Source organism: Sporomusa rhizae, from assembly GCF_041428845.1.
Lineage (GTDB): Bacteria > Bacillota > Negativicutes > Sporomusales > Sporomusaceae > Sporomusa > Sporomusa rhizae.
Genome location: NZ_CP156925.1, coordinates 1,437,169 through 1,455,650, shown reverse-complemented (window position 1 = coordinate 1,455,650; position 18,482 = coordinate 1,437,169). Strand labels below are relative to the sequence as shown.

Below are 18,482 nucleotides of genomic sequence, written 5' to 3'. Positions count from 1 at the left end.
TGGATATGTTGCTTCACCTACTGATTCAGCCACACTCGCAATAGTGAGAACAATTGGTCAAGATTTACCGGCTTGCTGATATAATCGGAAGCTCCCATTTCCATACACCTGCATCTTTTCCCGTCCTGGATCATTTTTTTTGCCGTAAGTACTAGAATTGGCAATTCATAAAATTCCGGTCTCTTACGGATATTCTGAATAACTTCATAGTTATCTAATTCTAGCAACGTATTGTCAATAATGATTAGTTCAATGTCAGCGTATTCTCTTAAATACGGTAAGCCATCCCTGCTATTCTTGGTGAATAATGGCACAATTCCCTCTACCTCCATCGCAGCAACAAGGGCATATACATTGCACATATCATCGTCTATAATCAAAACTTTTTTGCCGGCAAGAGTAGCCTCACTACTGTCATTTCGCTGCCTGCTTGCAGCCTCCACCGTAGTGGGCAAAACTGGATCTTCAGCTATCGTAGATGCTGCTTCGGTAGTAGAAAGATTCGGAAGTTCGCGGATCAGACTTGCCCGGCTGGGAAGGTATAAAGCAAAGGTACTGCCATACCCCTCTTTACTCTCCAAACTGATACATCCACCCAGTAAGCGTGAAAGTTCCCGGCTAATAGACAATCCCAGACCAGTACCGCCGTATTTGCGGCTGGCTGTCCCGTCAACTTGCCGGAAAGCTTCAAAGATCATAGTCTGCTTATCAGGAGGAATCCCAATACCTGAATCACTCACTTCAAATACCAGCCAATCCGGATTGGCTGCTTTTTTTATCCATAACTTAACCCAGCCTTTCTCTGTAAATTTAAAGGCATTTGATAGTAAGTTTTTCAGAATTTGCTGTAGCCTGAGCTTGTCTGTATAAATAGCAGCCTGTATCTCCTTATCTATTTCGACAATAAAGTCCAACTCTGACCGCTCCGCTACCGGTTTAAACTGATTAACTAAATCTGCTGTCATATTGGCAATATGCATAAGTTCCATATTAATAGTGAGTTTGCCGGAATCTAGTTTTGACAAATCCAGAATGTCGTTAATCAAGAGAAGTAAATCATTACCTGCCGAATAAATAGTACGAACATATTCCAATTGCTTGGCTGTTAAATTATTATCCCTATTCGCCTCCAGCGCTTGCGCCAAAATTAACAGGCTGTTAAGCGGAGTTCTGAGTTCATGCGACATATTGGCTAAAAACTCAGTTTTATAGCGGGACGATAGATCTAACTGGCGTGTGCGTTCTTCCAGTTCAGCCTTTGCTTGTTCTAATGCCTTTGTCTTGTGTTCGGAATTCCGATACTGCTCTTCCAATCTTTCATTAATAATCTTTAGTTCTTCCTGCTGCTGCTGCAGTTCCTCTGACTGGCTCTGCAGCTCTTCGGCAAAGGTTTGGGATTCAATCAACAAATGTGCGGCCTGCATCTGGCTGGTTACCCTTGTTAGTATAACCGCTATATTTTTCATAACTTGTTGTATATATTGCGTATGTATTTCCGTTAACTGACCAAACCCAGCTAATTCAACAACCGCTAAAACCTTATCTTCGTAGCAGACAGGCAAAGCTACAATATAATCGGGTTTGGCACTACCCAGCCCGGAGGTCAGCTTAATATACCCTTCAGGTACCTGATCCAAAATAACAGATCGGTTTTGCACCGCACATTGCCCGATAATACCTTCTCCCATACGTAACCTGCTTACACCAACAGTGTCACCAGAATCAGCATAGCTCGCCAGCTTATTTAGCCACTGCGTTCCGCCATCGTTTTCCACAATATAAACTACACCATAGTTTGCTCCAAGGGTTGGCGCGAGTTTATTAATAAAATCTTTCCCCAGTGTTGCGTGATCACTAACACCTTGCAATAAAGTAAACATCTCGGCGAGTTGTGATTTTAACCAACTTTGCGCTTCCATGGCAGCGATAAACTCTTTTTCTTGTATTCGATGCCATTCAAGAACTGCCACCATTTCATTAAAAGCTTTTGCGATACTTCCGATTTCATCGCGTGAATAGATGCTAATTCTTGGCAAAACCTTGGCCTTGGAGTCCCTCACACTATTAATGACTTTAGCCATTTTCCTTAAATCACTTGTAACGCTGCCAATTACCCTAATCGTAATACCTACGCCGATAATAACGCTGGTTATACTACAGATAACAAGGAATAATTCCGCCATCTTGTAGGTAGTTGTTGCTTCTTCTAATGTATCGACCATTATCCGTTCCTGGAGCGTTCGTAATTCCTGGGTCAAATTAATCGCTCGTGTAACAATTGTCTGCCCATCCGACATTAATAACCTAGCGGCTTCTGTGTGCTGGCCTGCTTTGGTCAAGCGGATAATCTCCTGCGTCAAATATTCATAGTTGTCCAGGGTAGCTTTCAATTTGGGTAAAATTTCTAAAATACGGGGATTAGTGACAGCTCTTGCATAAGATTCAAGAGCAATCTTCTGTTCGCCCTGTGATTTCTCAATCTCCGTTAGTGCCGACTGGCGCTTATCATCATTTGAGGAAATAACAAGATTTTTCAACGATCCGTCTATAGAATAAATGCTGCGATCAATTACACTGGTTTTACGGCCCTTTTCATATTTATCCTTTATGGCTTCGTTTATATTATCATTTAACTGATAAGTTAACACTACCGCAATTCCTAAAAACATTACCATAAGTAAAATTATAGAACCGAAAGCCAATAATAATTTACGCTTAAATCCCATGCTTTTTTAACCCCCAATAACCAATAAACAAATAATCTTTCTATATCAAATTTACTTTTCCTGCATTTTTTTCCTAAAATTATATATTTTTTACAAAATATTCCTTAATTATGACAAACAACCTATATACATAGCACTCTCCGGGAAACAGCTCAGGAACCACTAAGTGAAAAAATACAACAGACGGCTCACGCAGTTTAATGCGAACACCGTCTGTTGTATTTTTAAGTCCTTACATTGATATGACTGATTCTCCAAGCTGCAGAAAAGTAAAATCTGCAACTAAACCTCTTTATATCGGGAGTTTATCTTCAATAATCACCTGTCCATGCGGCAATCCGGTAACATCAAAACTGCGGATTAGTTCCGTCGCCTTTACAGGCTGATATTTATCTACTAACCGGGCTTTAAAAGCCAAGTACCCTATAATGGCTTCAGCTTTTACACCGTTAGCACGGAGAACAGCAATTGATAGTGCCTGTTGACGTTTTGACAGCCGATGACCGTCTAGATCAACCAGCAGGGGAACATGAGTAAACTTAGGCGCTGTAAGTCCTAACAAGCGGTATAACAGCAACTGGCGCGGTGTTGAATTTAACAGGTCATCGCCCCGTAGCACATGAGTAATACCCATAGCGGCGTCGTCGACAACCACTGCCAGTTGATAGGCATGAACGCCATCGGAACGCCGCACAACAAAGTCACCAACCTCCCTGGCAAGCTCCTGACTGACATGCCCGGTATGAAGATCGTCAAATTCAATTACCCCAGGCTGTACAGCCAAGCGTAATGCCGGACGTTTCGTTGCTTTCCGGTAGGTATCTACTTCCCGATACCTACAGATACCGGAATAGACACGCTCGTTTTCACTACCATGAGGAGCTGAAGCCGCCAATTCCGCCCGGGTGCAATAACAAGGGTATACCAGCCCAGCCGCCGTCAAGCGTTCTAACGCCATTTGATATAGCTCCCGCCGCTCATCCTGACAATATGGTGCATACGCCCCTCCTATATCAGGTCCTTCGTCCCAATCAAGTCCCAGCCATTTCATATCTGCCATCAATCTATCTATATAAACTTGCCGCGACCTGTCCGGATCAAGATCTTCGATTCTAAGTACCATTGTTCCACCAGCCGCTCTCACTTGCAGCCAGGCCAGCAGTGCTGTCCAGGCATTGCCCAAATGAATCTCACCAGTCGGACTGGGAGCAAAACGCCCCCGGATTAAACGCATGATGTAACAGTATCCCCCTTACCTAAAACTTTGTATCAACATACTATCTAATACCATATATTTATTACCCAGGCAATAAGCATCATTAATTATTCTAAATCTCTTCTTATTTTTACATATTCTCATTTCGTGCCCTGCCGGTAATATTCCTTTAATCAAAAACAACCATCCCGAATTAGGACGATTGTTCTTAAGTACATTACTTAAATCTTGTAATTGAATTATTTTGGTAGTTATTCGAAAGTGCCTTTTACAATTGCCTGACCATCTCTAACTAACCAACGCCCTTTTGCAAAAACGTGCCGGATGTTTAAAAGCTTATCAATCACCACAATATCAGCGTCACTACCTATAGCTATTGTCCCTTTAGTTGGCGTTAACTTCAAAACCCTGGCCGGATTAATTGTTACAGGCTTAATCGCTTCACCTAGCGATAAACCGGCTAGTACTAACTGTTTTACTTCTTCATACAGACATGTTAATTTTGACTCTTTTATGCCACTGACACCGCCGTTTCCGTCAAATACCGGGAGACTGCCATGGCCATCCGAACTAATGGTCAACTGCTCTATTGGTACGCCTTGCTTCAGACAAAAAAGAATGGCCTGAGCGGCTGTTATGGTTTCATTTCCCTGATCTGCCGGGTCAGCAGCAGTAAAATCTATTACTCCCCCTTTGTTGGCTAGTTTGATTCCCTCCAGAATAAGTTCCCAATTACGGTTTATATGGGTGGGAACAAATTGGCTTATAGGAATTTCGGTTTCAGCGATAAGCTCAAATAATACATTAAGCTGTCGTGGTCCAGCTCCAATATGAAGATGGAGAATACCGGCCTTACCGCTTAAAAGTCCGCCTACCCGTGCTTCCGCCGCTAATCTCGCCAATTCTTCCTTTGATGGCTGAGAAGAACGGTGATCACTAATAGCAACTTCCCCGCAGCCGATAATTTTATCGATAAGTACCAAATCTGTGCGTACATTGCCGGTAAGTGTCGGTGGCGGCACCTCATACGCACCGGTATAGAGGTAAGTTGTTACTCCTTCCTCGTCCAGACTGCGGGCTTTAGCCAGCAAGCCTGCCATGTGCCGGGTAATGCCGTCTGTGCCCAAACAACCGACAACAGTTGTAGTTCCCGCTTGGGTAATGTCTGTTAACACCACTTCCGGTGTGCGGGTTGCAAAACCGTCTTCACCACCGCCTCCTAACAAATGGACATGTTGGTCTATAAATCCAGGCACTACCGACATATCTGTGACATCTACCACCTGAGTTTCTCCATACTGCCAGTCAGGCGAAATATCAGGTGCAATATTGCTAATCTGCCGACCTGCAATAACAACATCCTTTATACCTAAATCCGGGGGAGCAAATACATTACCGCCTTTTAAAATAGTAAACACTCTGTCACCTCTGTTATTTCTAATATTGCGTGCGTCTTAACCCTTGAAAAATACTCATGCCCCTTCTTTGTTTATTATGCAATATTTTGTCCGTCCCCACTCCTGGACAGTTATGACTTTTTATTTACGAAAAAAAAGCCAGCAACTGGGAAATCCCAGTGCCGGCTTCTATAATTAACCTGCTTTGGTTTCATATAAAACTTCAATTTGCCGTTCTTTTAAATATGCCTGAACCTTGGCAACATCTTGCAAAGAAGCATCAGGCACACCTTCGAGCAAATAGGTTCTGCCTAAGTGAGCCCATTTTTTACGGCCAAACGTATGGTACGGCAGCAATTCTACCGCCGCCGGACCTGGTAAAGATTTAATTAACCCCGCTAAAGCGTCAAGGTCTTCCAGCCCATTGGTTACACCGGGAATAACTACATAGCGGATAGTAACAGGCATTACCGCCGATAAGGTCTTGAGATTAGCGAGTATACGGGCATTATCCGTACCGGTCAGCCAGCGGTGTTTCTCAGTGTCTACGGCTTTAATGCTGAACAAGACGGCATCAGTATAAGGCAAAACGAGATGCAAGCTTTCCACCGGGTAATTGCCGGCAGTATCCAATGTCGTATGCACTTCTTTATCCCGGCAGGTTTTAAATAATTCGGCCGCAAACTCCGGCTGCAACAGTGGTTCTCCACCTGAGAGAGTCAAGCCGCCACCCGATGCTTCATAATATCGGCGATATTTTTTGATATCAGCCATAACCTCATCGACACTTATGGTTTTATCACCACGCACCCAGGTATCCGGGTTGTGACAAAATTTACAGCCCAAAGAACATCCGGCCAAAAATAGGACATAACGAATACCCTGGCCATCAACAGTTCCAAATGTTTCTACAGAATGATAGTAACCATATTGCTGCGACATAGTCTTTGGCTCCTTGAAAAATTATATTAAACAGCCTCGTAAAAAGTACGACTAATTACTTCCCGCTGTTGAGCAGGCGTAAGTTTGATAAAGTTAACAGCATAACCTGAAACCCGAATAGTAAGCTGCGGATAATTCTCGGGATTCTGCATTGCGTCTTCCAATACAGCCCGATCCAGGACGTTTACATTGATGTGATGACCGTTATTCTCGGAATAACCGTCAAGTACAGCAGTCAGGTTATTAACCCGGGAATCACAACACTTCCCTAATGCCCCTGGCACAATGGAGAAGGTGTAGGAAATACCGTCACGACAATCTTCGTAGCTAATTTTGGTTACTGAGTTGCAGGCTGCTAAAGCACCCCGCTTATCGCGGCCATGCATGGGATTAGCGCCTGGTGCAAACGCCTGACCGGCATTACGTCCGTCCGGAGTAGAGCCGGTTTTCTTACCGTACATTACGTTTGAAGTAATAGTTAGTACCGAGAGAGTATGTTCGGCATTACGGTAAGTCGGATGTTTTTTAAGATTAGCCGAGAATTCAGCAGTTACTTCCTTGGCGATAAGATCCACACGCTCGTCATCATTTCCGTAGCAAGGAGCTTCCCCAACAAATTCGAAGTTAGTGGCGATTCCACGTTCATCACGGATCGGTTTTACTTTGGCATATTTAATTGCGCTTAGTGAGTCGGCTACAACCGACAAACCGGCAATACCAAAAGCCATCAGACGGCCAACCCCGGTATTGTGAAGCGCCATTTGCGAACGTTCATACGCATATTTATCATGCATGAAGTGGATAACATTTACGGTATTAACATACAGTCCGGCAAGCCAATCCATTACGGTTGAGTAGTTCTTTCGGACAGTTTCGTAGTCAAGGTATTCACCTTCGGGAATAGGCAGCACAGGCGCTACTTGCTTGCCGCTGACCTCGTCTTTACCGCCGTTAATAGCCATTAATAGCGCTTTTGCTAAGTTAGCACGGGCGCCGAAGAATTGCATTTGTTCACCAAGACGCATTGCGGATACACAGCAGGCAATAGCGTAATCGTCACCATAAGTCGGGCGCATAACATCATCGTTTTCATATTGTAAAGCACTAGTATCAATAGATACCTGAGCGCTAAATTTTTTAAAGTTTTCCGGAAGCTGAGTTGACCAGAGTACAGTCAAATTAGGTTCGGGAGCCGACCCTAAGTTATAGAGAGTGTGTAAGGTCCGGAATGAAGTTTTGCTAACAAGCGGACGTCCGTCAAGTCCTACACCGCCAATAGCTTCCGTAACCCATAACGGGTCACCGGCAAACAGTTCATTATACTCAGGAGTTCTAAGCTGCCGAGCAAATCTGAGCTTAATTACCAGTTGGTCAATTAATTCCTGAGCCTGAGCTTCGGTCAGCACACCTTGCGCTAAGTCGCGTTCGATGTAGATATCTAAGAATGTCGATACCCGGCCCAAAGACATAGCCGCACCGTTTTGTTCTTTAATAGCAGCCAGATAACCCAGGTATAACCATTGGACAGCTTCAGCAGCGTTTTCAGCCGGCCGGGTAAGATCAAAGCCGTATATTTTACCAAGAGTAATAATATCTTTCAGTGCATTAAGCTGATGGGATACTTCTTCTCTAAGCCGTATAACATCTTCCGTCATAGGCTTAACAGCTAATTCGTGCAAATCGTTCATTTTTGCTTCGGATAGTTTATCAATGCCGTAAAGAGCCAGCCGGCGATAGTCGCCGATAATGCGGCCACGACCATAGGCGTCAGGCAGACCTGTTATAATTGCGGTACCGCGCGCCAGCTTCATTTCGTCGGTGTAAGCCATAAATACTCCAGTATTATGGGTAATACGGTGATTGTGGTAGGTTTCGCTGATTTTCTCATCGAGTTCATACCCATATGCTTCGCAAGCCTGTTCGGCCATACGGATACCGCCATTAACAATGATACCGCGCTTAAGCGGAGCATCGGTTTGTAGGCCAAAAACAACTTCCAGCTCTTTATTGATATATCCGGCAGGATGCGAGGTAACTGTAGATACCTTGCTAGAATCTACATCAAGCACACCATTATTGGCACGTTCTTGTCTTAAAAGCTCTGAGCACTTTTCCCAAAGCTTACTGGTACGTTCGGTGGGACCTGCTAGGAATTGGCCGTCGCCTTCGTATGGAGTGTAGTTTTGCTGGATAAAATCGCGAACATTAATAGTATTTTGCCAAGATTGACCTTTGAATCCTTGCCATGCTTTCATGTATGAATCCCCCTCTTAGAAATTTCAAACAATTACAACATAAGACCGCCTGAGCAGGAATGCCCAGGCGGTCGGCTTTCACCTCATACAAACCGCCTTGCATACATTCCGCCCGGTCTGCAATTGGTAACTTATAGTAGACTCAGCTTCTCAGCTGGGGTTTTAGCCCCACCTGAAGATAGTAGTCGCCCTTATCCGGGGACTTAGCCTCTTGCCGGTCCCCGTACTTCCATTTGGAAAAGACGGAGTCTAGAGAGAGCTAGTCATCGGATAAAATTTCTTTAGGCTTATTATGCAATACATTAGCAAAGTTTGTCTAGTGGGTGAAAAGAAGTAAATATCTTCTCAATTGCTACGCAAATCACAATTAGTAAAACATTTGATTTATCAGGAAAATCCGTACCTTGTTCTCTGTAAAATCGCCGGAAAAATAAAGAAAACACGGCTTCTGCCGAGTCTTGGCGAAAGCGGAAGCCGTGTTTCCCTTATCCAGGCGAAAATTTACTTTCTATCAGGCTAAAAAAAATATAGCAGCCAAGCTTAGCACTTGCCGGCTGCTATTTTCTCTATAAAAATTTCGTGTGAGGGTAAGCTGTCAACTACCCACCAAGGAGCACAAAATTCTAATTGGTCAACCGTATACCTGCCAGTAGCTGTCCCGATAGTATAGGCCCCAATTGCTTTACCGCATTCCACATCATGGGGCGTATCACCAATCACGAAGATTTCATGCTGCTCGGGGTTACCCCAGTTAGAACGCACAATTTCCAATGCACTGCGGGCAATATCAACACGGCGTTCATATTGCGCGGCAAACGCACTACACGAAAAATCGAAGTACTTTGTTAATTCAAAATGTCTAAGTTTTATTTGTGCCCCTTGCACACTATTGCCTGTCAGCAGCAGAAGTTTGTACTCTTCGCGTTCATAAAGCTGTGACAAAATGTTTATAACTTCCGGTAATATCAAACCATCTCTGGCAGCTAACTGTGCCGGCAGGATAGTTTCATACCGCCGGCATAACATAGCTATCTCTTCTGAGGCAGCTTCCCGACCTAGTAGGGATTCAATAATTTGCCTGGCAATGTAGTTATCGGTCATACCTGCAGCCTGAATTTTATCCATATCTACAGATTTACCCCAAATTTCCTCAGTTGCCTGTGACAATGCATATAAACCTGCTTTGGACGTACGAATAAGAGTCCCGTCAATATCCCAAAAAAGTATCCGCAATTACCTTCATCCTCCCAATATTTCTCTATATATTTCGCCAATGCACCGGTAAACTCCTGTCAGAGACTGCAGTAACCGCATTATTTAGCAATTAAAAAATGAATGAGGGAAGGATTACCCTTCCCTCTTAACAAAGCACCTATCCCTATAGTAGTACTGTACCGATACACTAAACCTGCCTTTTACAATCTTACTTACGGACGGGTCACATGGACTTAACACCAGATGGACATTATACAGATTTTGAGTAAACAAAAAACACTATCCTGCCAGATCAAGTAACCGATTTGCAACAAACGGAAAACGGAAGTTTCCTACCTACTGCACACTGGTTTGAATCTAGAAACTATAAGGATGGTGCTTATTTAGATAATAGCATAGTTATTGTTTTTTTTCAAGTATGTTTTTCGGAATTTTTTTAATTCTTGTTGACAACTCATTTATTAACTTTTAAAAATCACTACATTACCATCTGACCTTTGCCGGCGTCCGGTGAATATATTGGAAGAGTAATGGTAAAGGTAGTTCCCGATTGCAGAGCAGAAACAACTTCAATAGTTCCGTTATGACGGTTTACAATGCTGGTACAGATAGCTAAGCCTAGTCCTGTGCCATTTTCTTTAGTCGTATAAAATGGATCAAATATATTTTTACATATCTCTGGTGGTATTCCGCAGCCGTTGTCAGAGATAGTTACAATATACTTCTTGTCAACAAGCCGCGTCTGGATGATTACTAAACCATGCTCCTTGATAGCTTCCATGGAGTTGCGAGTAAGATTGAGAATAAGTTGGATAATCTCTTTATCATTAAGCAAAGTTTCCGGGATTCGCTTATCTAAATTAAGTGTTAGCTCGACCCCATTCTTTAGCGCTTCGGCGGTCAGTAACGGATATACTCCCTCAAGGATACTGTTGATATTACAATGTTTTTGTTCAGTGACCCGGTTTTTTGCCAGTGACAAAAAGTCAGTAATAATAGCCTCCACCCGGCCAAGTTCCTCTAAAACGATACCGCATTGTTCTTTAGTAGTCGCCGCCACTTCTTTCATCTGGAAATATTGCAAAAACCCCTTTATTACTGTTAAGGGGTTTCTAATTTCATGGGCAACACCGGCTGCCATCTGCGATACCAGATTCATTCTATCCAATTTGGCCATTTCTTCCATTACTTTGTCTTTGTCACTAGTTAATTGAATTACGGTATCAAGCACAGGAATAAGCTGCGGAAACTCATGCAGTTTTGAGGGATTCGGACTACCGCTTTTAACCTGGTTGGCAAATTCCGTCAATGAATTTTCAATTTTGCGAAAGGCCCAGCCAATCGTTAATAAAACACTAATCCACAATAAACAAATTAAACCAAGGTTTCTCGACAACAGAATGTAAAATTGGTCATGGAAGTCCTGAGTCTTGTAATTTGCCCACACATGGCCAATCATATTTCCATTTGAATATAACGGATAATTGACAGCAATTAAAGGATTACCGTCGCGGGTAATACCACTATCAACGCATACTATTTCCTTTTGCTTGGTCTCATAAATTCTGAGCGAGTTGTTATGCGCTTTTAATCCCAGCGTTTCGGGTTTAAAAGGAGATACAGCTACTATACTTAAACTAGGCGAGTAATATCCCAGGCCAAAATGCGGATACTGCCTAGATACTTCGTCAACAATCGGCTGAAGATGCTTGTTTAAAACTGCCCGTTGTTGTTCAGCCGTCCCGTTAACCACACTCTCTTCAGTTAAAATTTGTTCAAAAGTCTGAGGCAACCGCTGTTCCAGCGTAGTTACTGCCGCTATGAGCTCCAGTTCTGTTTTCTGCTGCAAAATGGTTTGAGCTTTGGTAGCATTCGCATAAGCCCATAGAAACAGCGGAATCGACACAACAATAGTAATGATGATATAGGTTCGCTTATGTATAGAGCCAGGAAACATAAAATTCTCCTTTATCTCCATAGTAATAATTATACAAGTTACATATTATTCAAAAAAATCCTTCTTTTTTGTTAAATTGTCAAAAAATAAAAACTCGCCGCACCAAATACAAGATCAGGAATATTGCAATTAATGCTCCGCCGATAATCCACCCAAACTGATTGCCTAAACCGGCAATCAGCTGCCAGTTATACCCCAGAGACACCCCCACATGAATAAGAGCGGCACACCAGATACTTGAACTAATCACATTACTGATAATGTATTTTTTACTATCCATGCGGACAAAACCAGCCGGTATTGGAATGGCACCACGGACAACGGGCAGAAGCCGCCCTAGCATAATAGCGTAAATGCCATACTTATTAAGCCATATGTTTATCGTTGCCAGCTTAGAAGGAGAAGGCATTAAAAAACCCAAACAGCGGCTGATTTTTGGGGATCGGCTAAAATAGCCAATACCATAGCTAGCCGCAGCTCCTAGCAGATCTCCCGCTGTTGCCAATGTGAATGCGGTGACAAAATCTGCTTGCCCGGTATAAACCAGATAACCGGTAAAACCTAATGTCAATTCTCCTGGCAAAGGTACTCCCATTCCCGTCAACAGCATGGCGGAAAAAATTGCGATATAAAGATTGCCGCCCATTGTCCCGAAAAAATCATATATAGTTTGTTCCATATTCGTTAACTCTCCAAAAATTATAAAGTAGACTTAGCTTCAGATGGGGTTTTAACCCCACCTGAAGGTTAGTCGCCCTTATCCAGGGACTTAACCGCTCGCCTGTGCCCGTAGGGGTATACTCCCACTTACAGAAGAGGGAGTCTTAGTGCGGGTTAGTCATCGGATAAATACTATGATGTACACAAATCCTATTATTTCCTGTACAATTGAATAAAATAGCATGGGGAGTGATTTATATGGTTACTGTCGGCATTCTACTTTTCCCGCAGGTAGAAGAGCTTGATTTTGCTGGGCCGTTTGAAATATTAAGTTATTGCAATAAGATTAAACCTGATAGTATTAAAGTTATGCTTGTTGCCGAAACTGCTGAACCAATCGAAGCCTTCAACGGTCTGAAAGTATTTCCTCATATAACGCTGGCCAACTGCCCACAACTAGATATTATCGTTGTCCCGGGTGGAAAAGGTCGGCTGGACGCAATGAAAAATCCAGCACTAATTGAATTTATTACCAAGCAATCTCAGTTGGCCAAATTTACTACCTCTGTATGTACAGGCGCATTTTTACTGGCCGAGGCCGGTTTGCTTACAGGCAAACAAGCCACCACCTACCATACTGCCCTGGCAGAGCTAGCAGCATATTCCGTTAACGTCCTTAGCCAAAAAGTAGTCCATGACGGAAGGATTATTTCATCAGCCGGGGTTAGCTCAGGCATCGAGTTAGGATTATACGTACTAAAGCTGTTATTTGGCGCCGCTCTGTCCCAGGAAGTGGCTGATAAAATTGAATATGGTATAGATGTTACAAGGCTATAAGGGATATAAAAGTTAAAAGACATATTTGTTCGACAACCATCCCATACTAGAACTATGAGGAGGTTGCTATGAAAAAAACTAAAAATATCTTTATCCTAACGGCCATACTATTACTGTCAGGATCTATCCTATTAGGAGGCTGCGCCAATAATCTCACCCCAGTAGAACCCCAGTCTCCTCCGCCCGCTGTTACGCCGCCTGCCGGGCAACCCCCGGCCAAAGATGTTGTGGTAACTTACAATTATAAGGATGCCGAACCTGTGCAACTTTCAGCCAACAATATCACTTTAAAAGTCGGACAAAGAATTGTACTTTCGCCTGCTCCCGGCCTTACAAAAACAACTCGTTTTACCTCGTCCGGCGAAAACTTTTGGGGTGACATAATGAAATCGGAAGTCGATCCGCAGGAAAGCGGTCAAGCTATCTTTAGCGCTATTAAGCCAGGCAAAGGCAAACTCAAGGTAATCCCCAACAGCACAGACACCGATCATGCAACAGACCTTTGGGTAACTGTTGTAGAGTAAAAAACAAGGCTTTTCCATTACAAAAAAAACAGTGAGACCGCGTTGTTATTCAACACGACCTCACTGTTTTTTATTTAAGTTCTAATCCTGTTAATGGCTAAGGTTTATTATTACAACCAGGTGTTAGCCAATAATTGTCAGAACCTCTTCCACCGGCTTGCGCGGTGTTGCCGCAGTAGTTGCAGCAGCCGGTACTCCCAGCGGCGTCATAGCGGCCAAATAATAGCCTGCTTTTGCAAAACCTATGTAATCACTAATTTCCGTGGCGGCATAAGTCGGCCCTACCATCCAGCAGGTTCCATAACCCAAGTTGGCGGCTGCCAGGAGCAAGTTTTCCATCGCAGCGGCAATATTTTGAAGGCCGGGATTAGGCCTGGCAAACTTCATAGCCTCTTCTCGCGATATAATACCTTCGGCCAGCAGAGTATCCGAAACTGTATCATAAGGACCCGCATAGGCAAGAACAAGGACAGGCGCTCCCTTAAAAACGGTATGATATCCAACAGAGCCTTTAAATGCTTTAATCTTGGCTTCGTCTTTCATATAAGTACTGAGCTCCGCATTCTTGGCCTCAACAATCCGGGCAATTTCAGCAATCTTAGCTTTATCGGTTATAACAACAAAATGCCAGTTTTGTTGATTTTTCCCCGAGGGGGCGTACGTAGCCGCTTTAATTATGTCCCTGATTTTTGTTTCAGGCACTGGTTCGTCCGAAAATTTACGCACACTATGCCGCTTGTAAATAAATTCTAATTCCATCGCAATACCTCCCATTTACTTACACTATTTTTTCACCTTTGTAGCGTTCGCCGCCGGCGTTTGGCAGAATTTTATACCGTTCAGTCCATAGAGTTTTATACTTTACCGCCTGGGCATGAATGCTGTCCCATTCTTCTGGTAAAGATTTGACTATTTTACCAGGAACACCAACAACAAGGGAGTGCGGCGGTATGATCTGTTTTTCCCTGACAACAGCACCTGCGGCAATAATACTGCCTTTTCCTACCACTGCACCATTAAGGACAACGGCCCCCATACCTATCAGGCAATGGTCTTCAATGGTACAACCATGGATAATGGCATTATGACCAACTGTCACAAAATCGCCGATAATGGTCGGATAATTATCAGCCACATGCACAACACTATTGTCCTGCACATTGCTATACCGCCCAATTTCTATCCGGTTAACATCCCCTCTGGCAACAACATTAAACCATAGGCTGCTAAACTCTTTCATCGTAACAGCACCAATAACCTTAGCACCATCAGCGATAAAAGTCTTCTCATCAATGGTTGGGGTGATACCTTCAAATTCTGTAATCATTATAAAAACTCCTTTTGTTTCGGATGAAGTGCCATCCTCTATTTTATGCACCGTTGAGTAACCTACACACAAACTTTATGAGATTGCTATATTTAATTTTTATTATATCAGTACCAGTAACCAATCAGCTTCCAATAAACAACGCCAACGGTCAAGTATACTACTGCATATAATAGCGTAAGCAAAGCACCCGTTCCCCACCAAGTACGCTTATCGTTATATCCTTTTTCCATCAGCAGCGATCCTAAGGCATTACCATAGTGAGTAAGCGAGCAAGAAATAATCATTAAATATGCCAACAGAAAAAAGGCCGGATATCTAGGAGCATCAGTTGCCGCCACAAATGAAAAAATCAACGGCGCAAAGGCCACAACATATCCTGTATAAGATACAAAAAAGTAATGCGGCACGATTGCCAATGCAGCAATCAGCACTAAAATAGTATAACTATCCAGCCCTGCTGTAGGCAGCATTAACTTAATTATGCCCGCGAACCAGCTGAAAAAGCCAAGCTTGGTTAAGGCTGCTGAGAATCCCAAAATCGCGCCAAACCAAACAACAAATGACAATAATTCTTTGCTTTCCGCCAAATCATCCCAGACAATCACCTCGCTTATCAGCATAAGTGATATACCAATAAACGCTACTAATGTGCTGTCTATTTTCGTTACCGTGCTTGTTGCCCAAAGAATAAGAATGGCCAAAAATATTCCGGCCGCTATCCTTTCCTTTTTACTAACAGCCCCCATCTGAGCAAGTTCACTACCGGCTCCGGCTCTGACTTCGGCCATCGAAGCAGTATCTGGCGGCGACAGCTTATAAATAATATATGGTGAAAGTAAAAACACAATAAAGCCCGGCAATGCGGCTATCGACCACAAAGGCCAGCTGACAGAAATACCAAGTACATCTTGCGCCAGCTTAACATTTATAAGGTTAGGGCCCATACCTGTCATAAACAGACTGCCTGTCTGCATACTAGCCATAAAAGCCAATAGCGTAAAATAAGCGCCTGTACGCTGCCGGCCGGGAGAGTTAGGCGTACTGCCGGCCTCAATAACCCCCTCAGACAGCGGATATACCAGACCGCCTGTTCGCGCTGGTGATGCCGGTGTACTCGTCGCTAATAGCAAGTCAATAAAGCTTAAGATATAGCCAATTCTGAGTGTTGTCTTACCGAACCGGCTGATTAGCATAAGTCCCAGCCGCCGTGTTAAACCTGATTTTTTTAACCCAATTCCAATCATCATAGCGACAACAGTCAGCCACAGCATGGTGTCCATGTAACCGGCCAAAACTTCCTGGATGGGCACAATAAACATACTGGCAAGCGTAGTAATAATAATTAGTAGAGTCGGCTCAGGATACGGCTGCAGGATAAGCCCCAATATCAGCGCAACAAATACACCAAATAAATGCCATGCGGTGGCGCTTAAACCGTTAGGAGCCGGAAAGGCCAAAAATACGCCGGCAACACTGCACAACACGGCGATTTTGGCGTAGTGTGATTTCAAGTACTCCATCTCCTTGTAAGAAACCAATAGTGTTATAGTATTTATTTTTTCTTTACTTGTTTAACAAAATCCTTTTTCTATGGGGTTGCACATAAATAATCCTGCCCAGCTAAAAAACACCGGCAGGATTATTAGCTATTTCTTTTTACCCAGCCGATTAAGCAATGGCGCAGTTTCACTTAGTAGATCAGGTACCAATTCGGCCGCAAGCTCTGCTTCCGTGATTAACCCTTCAGCAAACAAAGTAATACCCGCATCCTCAGCGGCTGGTTTATCGGCCTTACCTGCTATTTTGCTATCTCCCATAAAAAAACTAACAATAAAGCCAGCGACCAACACGGCCATAGCTACTAAGAATACCAATTGCAGCGAATCAGCCAATGCTGTTTTGAGCGTCGGCAGCAATACCTGCTGAATCCCCCCCGGCATTGCTTTTATCGCTTCCGGGCTTAACAGTATATTAAACAAACTTTGCGGATCCGTGTGGGCTTTCGCTACTATTCCGGCAAACGGCTCTACTGCCAAACCTGGGATTCCCTGTATTATGGGGAAAAACTCCTTTTCCATAATGACCCGGGAATGGTTGTTAAATACTACTCCCAGCACAGTCATACCCAAGCTTCCACCAATACTGCGAAAAAACTGAGTAGCCGAAGTGGCAACCCCCCGCTGCTCCGGCGGAAAAGCACTTTGCACAGCTATCGTAACCGTAGGCATAATGATCCCCATACCCAATCCCAGTACAACTATGTAGACAATCGCTACCGCTTGCGTAGTGGCCGCATTCATCGTACTCATGAGATAAAAACCTAACACCATAATCCCCATACCGGCAGCAAACATAGTCCGGAAACTTACTTTGGTAACAATACGTCCGGCAAAAATACTTGTCAACACCATAGCAAACATCATCGGCAGCATAGTATTGCCTGAGCTTGTAGCACTAATACCGATAACCCCCTGCAAAAATAACGGCAAGAACATCATTGCGCCAAACATGCCTAAACCCATAAGAAACCCGAGAATATTAGTAATAGTAAAAGTCCGGTTTTTGAATAAATCCAGACTGAGTATCGGGTCTTTGGCCCGATTTTCAACAAAGACGAATATCAGCCAAGTGGCTGCCGACGTGACGAGCAAACCGATAATCTGCCATGATCGCCAAGGAAATTCAATTCCCCCGAAATTTAAGCCCAGCAGCATGGTTACAGTAGCTATAATCAGCGTTGCTGCTCCTAAATAGTCAATAACCGCCTTATCGGTTAGCCTCTTTTCTCCCTGAAGTCCAACGTAAATAGTAACAGCCGCCAGTATTCCTATCGGCAAATTAATATAAAACACCCACTGCCAAGAAGAATAATCGACAAGCCAACCGCCTATTGTTGGTCCGACAATAGAAGACAGCCCAAAGATCGCCCCCATAATCCCTTGCCACTTTCCCCGCCGCTCCGGCGGAAAAATATCCCCGACAATAGTCATTGCCAGTGGCATCATAATTCCGCCGCCAATCCCTTGTATACCACGAAAAACAATAAGCTGCATCATGTTGCTGCTAGTTCCGCATAATGCAGAACCCAGCATAAAAGTAAGTATGCCTGTTACATACACAAGCCGTCGGCCATATATATCGGCCAATTTGCCGGCAATAGGCACAATAGTTGTTGAACTTAGCATATAAGCGGTCGTTACCCAGGTCATGATACTAAGTCCGCCCAGCTCGCCAATAATGCGCGGCATAGCGGTACCGACAATCGTCTGATCAAGCGAAGAAAAGAATAGTCCTAATAATAATCCTAACAGTAAAACCTTACGCTGTGCTTCGGCTTCCAGAATAATTCCCCCTCAATTAATGCGAAACACTTGTTTATATTATCATTCCCAAGTTGCATTGCTTTATGGCGGGCGGAAGGGT

14 protein-coding genes are annotated in these 18,482 nt (G+C 43.6%); 2 read left to right on the top strand and 12 right to left on the bottom strand.

Translation table 11 applies throughout. The features are described from left to right. Nucleotides 1-17: 17 nt before the first annotated feature. From SRRS_RS06410 to SRRS_RS06375, 8 genes are all read right to left on the bottom strand, one after another. Nucleotides 18-2,726, bottom strand: a complete 2,709-nt coding sequence (locus SRRS_RS06410) for an ATP-binding protein (RefSeq protein WP_371367262.1) — start codon at nucleotides 2,724-2,726, stop codon at nucleotides 18-20. A gap of 292 nt (nucleotides 2,727-3,018) precedes the next feature. Continuing rightward, a complete protein-coding gene (gluQRS, locus tag SRRS_RS06405) occupies nucleotides 3,019-3,960 on the bottom strand; it encodes a tRNA glutamyl-Q(34) synthetase GluQRS (protein ID WP_371367261.1) in 942 nt (313 codons plus the stop codon). Between the two features lie 233 nt (nucleotides 3,961-4,193). Next, nucleotides 4,194-5,360, bottom strand: a complete 1,167-nt coding sequence (gene iadA, locus SRRS_RS06400; protein ID WP_371367259.1) for a beta-aspartyl-peptidase — start codon at nucleotides 5,358-5,360, stop codon at nucleotides 4,194-4,196. 174 nt (nucleotides 5,361-5,534) lie between these two features. After that, the gene (gene pflA, locus SRRS_RS06395) at nucleotides 5,535-6,281 is read right to left on the bottom strand and encodes a pyruvate formate-lyase-activating protein (RefSeq protein WP_371367257.1); all 747 of its coding nucleotides are present in this window, start codon (nucleotides 6,279-6,281) and stop codon (nucleotides 5,535-5,537) included. Nucleotides 6,282-6,307: 26 nt separating this feature from the next. After that, entirely contained in the window at nucleotides 6,308-8,536 is a 2,229-nt protein-coding gene (pflB, locus tag SRRS_RS06390) for a formate C-acetyltransferase (protein ID WP_371367255.1), read from the bottom strand. Nucleotides 8,537-9,076: 540 nt separating this feature from the next. After that, a complete protein-coding gene (locus SRRS_RS06385) occupies nucleotides 9,077-9,769 on the bottom strand; it encodes an HAD family hydrolase (RefSeq protein ID WP_371367253.1) in 693 nt (230 codons plus the stop codon). A 460-nt stretch (nucleotides 9,770-10,229) separates the two neighbouring features. Beyond that, nucleotides 10,230-11,708 (bottom strand): ATP-binding protein, encoded by a 1,479-nt coding sequence (locus tag SRRS_RS06380; RefSeq protein WP_371367251.1) that lies wholly within the window; start codon nucleotides 11,706-11,708, stop codon nucleotides 10,230-10,232. A gap of 79 nt (nucleotides 11,709-11,787) precedes the next feature. Next, on the bottom strand, nucleotides 11,788-12,387 hold the full coding sequence (locus SRRS_RS06375) for a DedA family protein (RefSeq protein ID WP_371367249.1): 600 nt from the start codon (nucleotides 12,385-12,387) through the stop codon (nucleotides 11,788-11,790). 239 nt (nucleotides 12,388-12,626) lie between these two features. Between SRRS_RS06375 and SRRS_RS06370 the strand changes: the two genes are divergently transcribed. Together SRRS_RS06370 and SRRS_RS06365 are read left to right on the top strand one after the other, a co-directional pair. Further along, nucleotides 12,627-13,205 (top strand): DJ-1/PfpI family protein, encoded by a 579-nt coding sequence (locus tag SRRS_RS06370; RefSeq protein ID WP_371367247.1) that lies wholly within the window; start codon nucleotides 12,627-12,629, stop codon nucleotides 13,203-13,205. A gap of 68 nt (nucleotides 13,206-13,273) precedes the next feature. Beyond that, a complete protein-coding gene (locus SRRS_RS06365; RefSeq protein ID WP_371367245.1) occupies nucleotides 13,274-13,729 on the top strand; it encodes a hypothetical protein in 456 nt (151 codons plus the stop codon). 123 nt (nucleotides 13,730-13,852) lie between these two features. Here SRRS_RS06365 and SRRS_RS06360 read toward each other — a convergent pair whose 3' ends face one another. The 4 genes from SRRS_RS06360 to SRRS_RS06345 all read right to left on the bottom strand — a co-directional run bounded on the left by SRRS_RS06360 (nucleotide 13,853) and on the right by SRRS_RS06345 (nucleotide 18,370). Next, a complete protein-coding gene (locus tag SRRS_RS06360; RefSeq protein ID WP_371367243.1) occupies nucleotides 13,853-14,488 on the bottom strand; it encodes a nitroreductase family protein in 636 nt (211 codons plus the stop codon). A gap of 19 nt (nucleotides 14,489-14,507) precedes the next feature. Then, nucleotides 14,508-15,056: a gamma carbonic anhydrase family protein gene (locus SRRS_RS06355; protein WP_371367241.1), complete on the bottom strand. Its 549-nt coding sequence runs from the start codon at nucleotides 15,054-15,056 to the stop codon at nucleotides 14,508-14,510. A 107-nt stretch (nucleotides 15,057-15,163) separates the two neighbouring features. Beyond that, a complete protein-coding gene (locus tag SRRS_RS06350; protein WP_371367239.1) occupies nucleotides 15,164-16,570 on the bottom strand; it encodes a DASS family sodium-coupled anion symporter in 1,407 nt (468 codons plus the stop codon). A gap of 135 nt (nucleotides 16,571-16,705) precedes the next feature. Next, a complete protein-coding gene (locus SRRS_RS06345; RefSeq protein WP_371369737.1) occupies nucleotides 16,706-18,370 on the bottom strand; it encodes an MDR family MFS transporter in 1,665 nt (554 codons plus the stop codon). Nucleotides 18,371-18,482: the final 112 nt, after the last annotated feature.

What these genes read in the sequence shown, in the direction of transcription:
- pflB (WP_371367255.1), bottom strand. Translation starts at nt 8,536, where the DNA reads ATGAAAGCATGGCAAGGATTCAAAGGTCAATCTTGGCAAAATACTATT.
- SRRS_RS06355 (WP_371367241.1), bottom strand. Translation starts at nt 15,056, where the DNA reads ATGATTACAGAATTTGAAGGTATCACCCCAACCATTGATGAGAAGACT.
- SRRS_RS06365 (WP_371367245.1), top strand. Translation starts at nt 13,274, where the DNA reads ATGAAAAAAACTAAAAATATCTTTATCCTAACGGCCATACTATTACTG.
- pflA (WP_371367257.1), bottom strand. Translation starts at nt 6,281, where the DNA reads ATGTCGCAGCAATATGGTTACTATCATTCTGTAGAAACATTTGGAACT.
- SRRS_RS06380 (WP_371367251.1), bottom strand. Translation starts at nt 11,708, where the DNA reads ATGTTTCCTGGCTCTATACATAAGCGAACCTATATCATCATTACTATT.
- SRRS_RS06410 (WP_371367262.1), bottom strand. Translation starts at nt 2,726, where the DNA reads ATGGGATTTAAGCGTAAATTATTATTGGCTTTCGGTTCTATAATTTTA.
- SRRS_RS06370 (WP_371367247.1), top strand. Translation starts at nt 12,627, where the DNA reads ATGGTTACTGTCGGCATTCTACTTTTCCCGCAGGTAGAAGAGCTTGAT.
- SRRS_RS06375 (WP_371367249.1), bottom strand. Translation starts at nt 12,387, where the DNA reads ATGGAACAAACTATATATGATTTTTTCGGGACAATGGGCGGCAATCTT.
- gluQRS (WP_371367261.1), bottom strand. Translation starts at nt 3,960, where the DNA reads ATGCGTTTAATCCGGGGGCGTTTTGCTCCCAGTCCGACTGGTGAGATT.
- SRRS_RS06360 (WP_371367243.1), bottom strand. Translation starts at nt 14,488, where the DNA reads ATGGAATTAGAATTTATTTACAAGCGGCATAGTGTGCGTAAATTTTCG.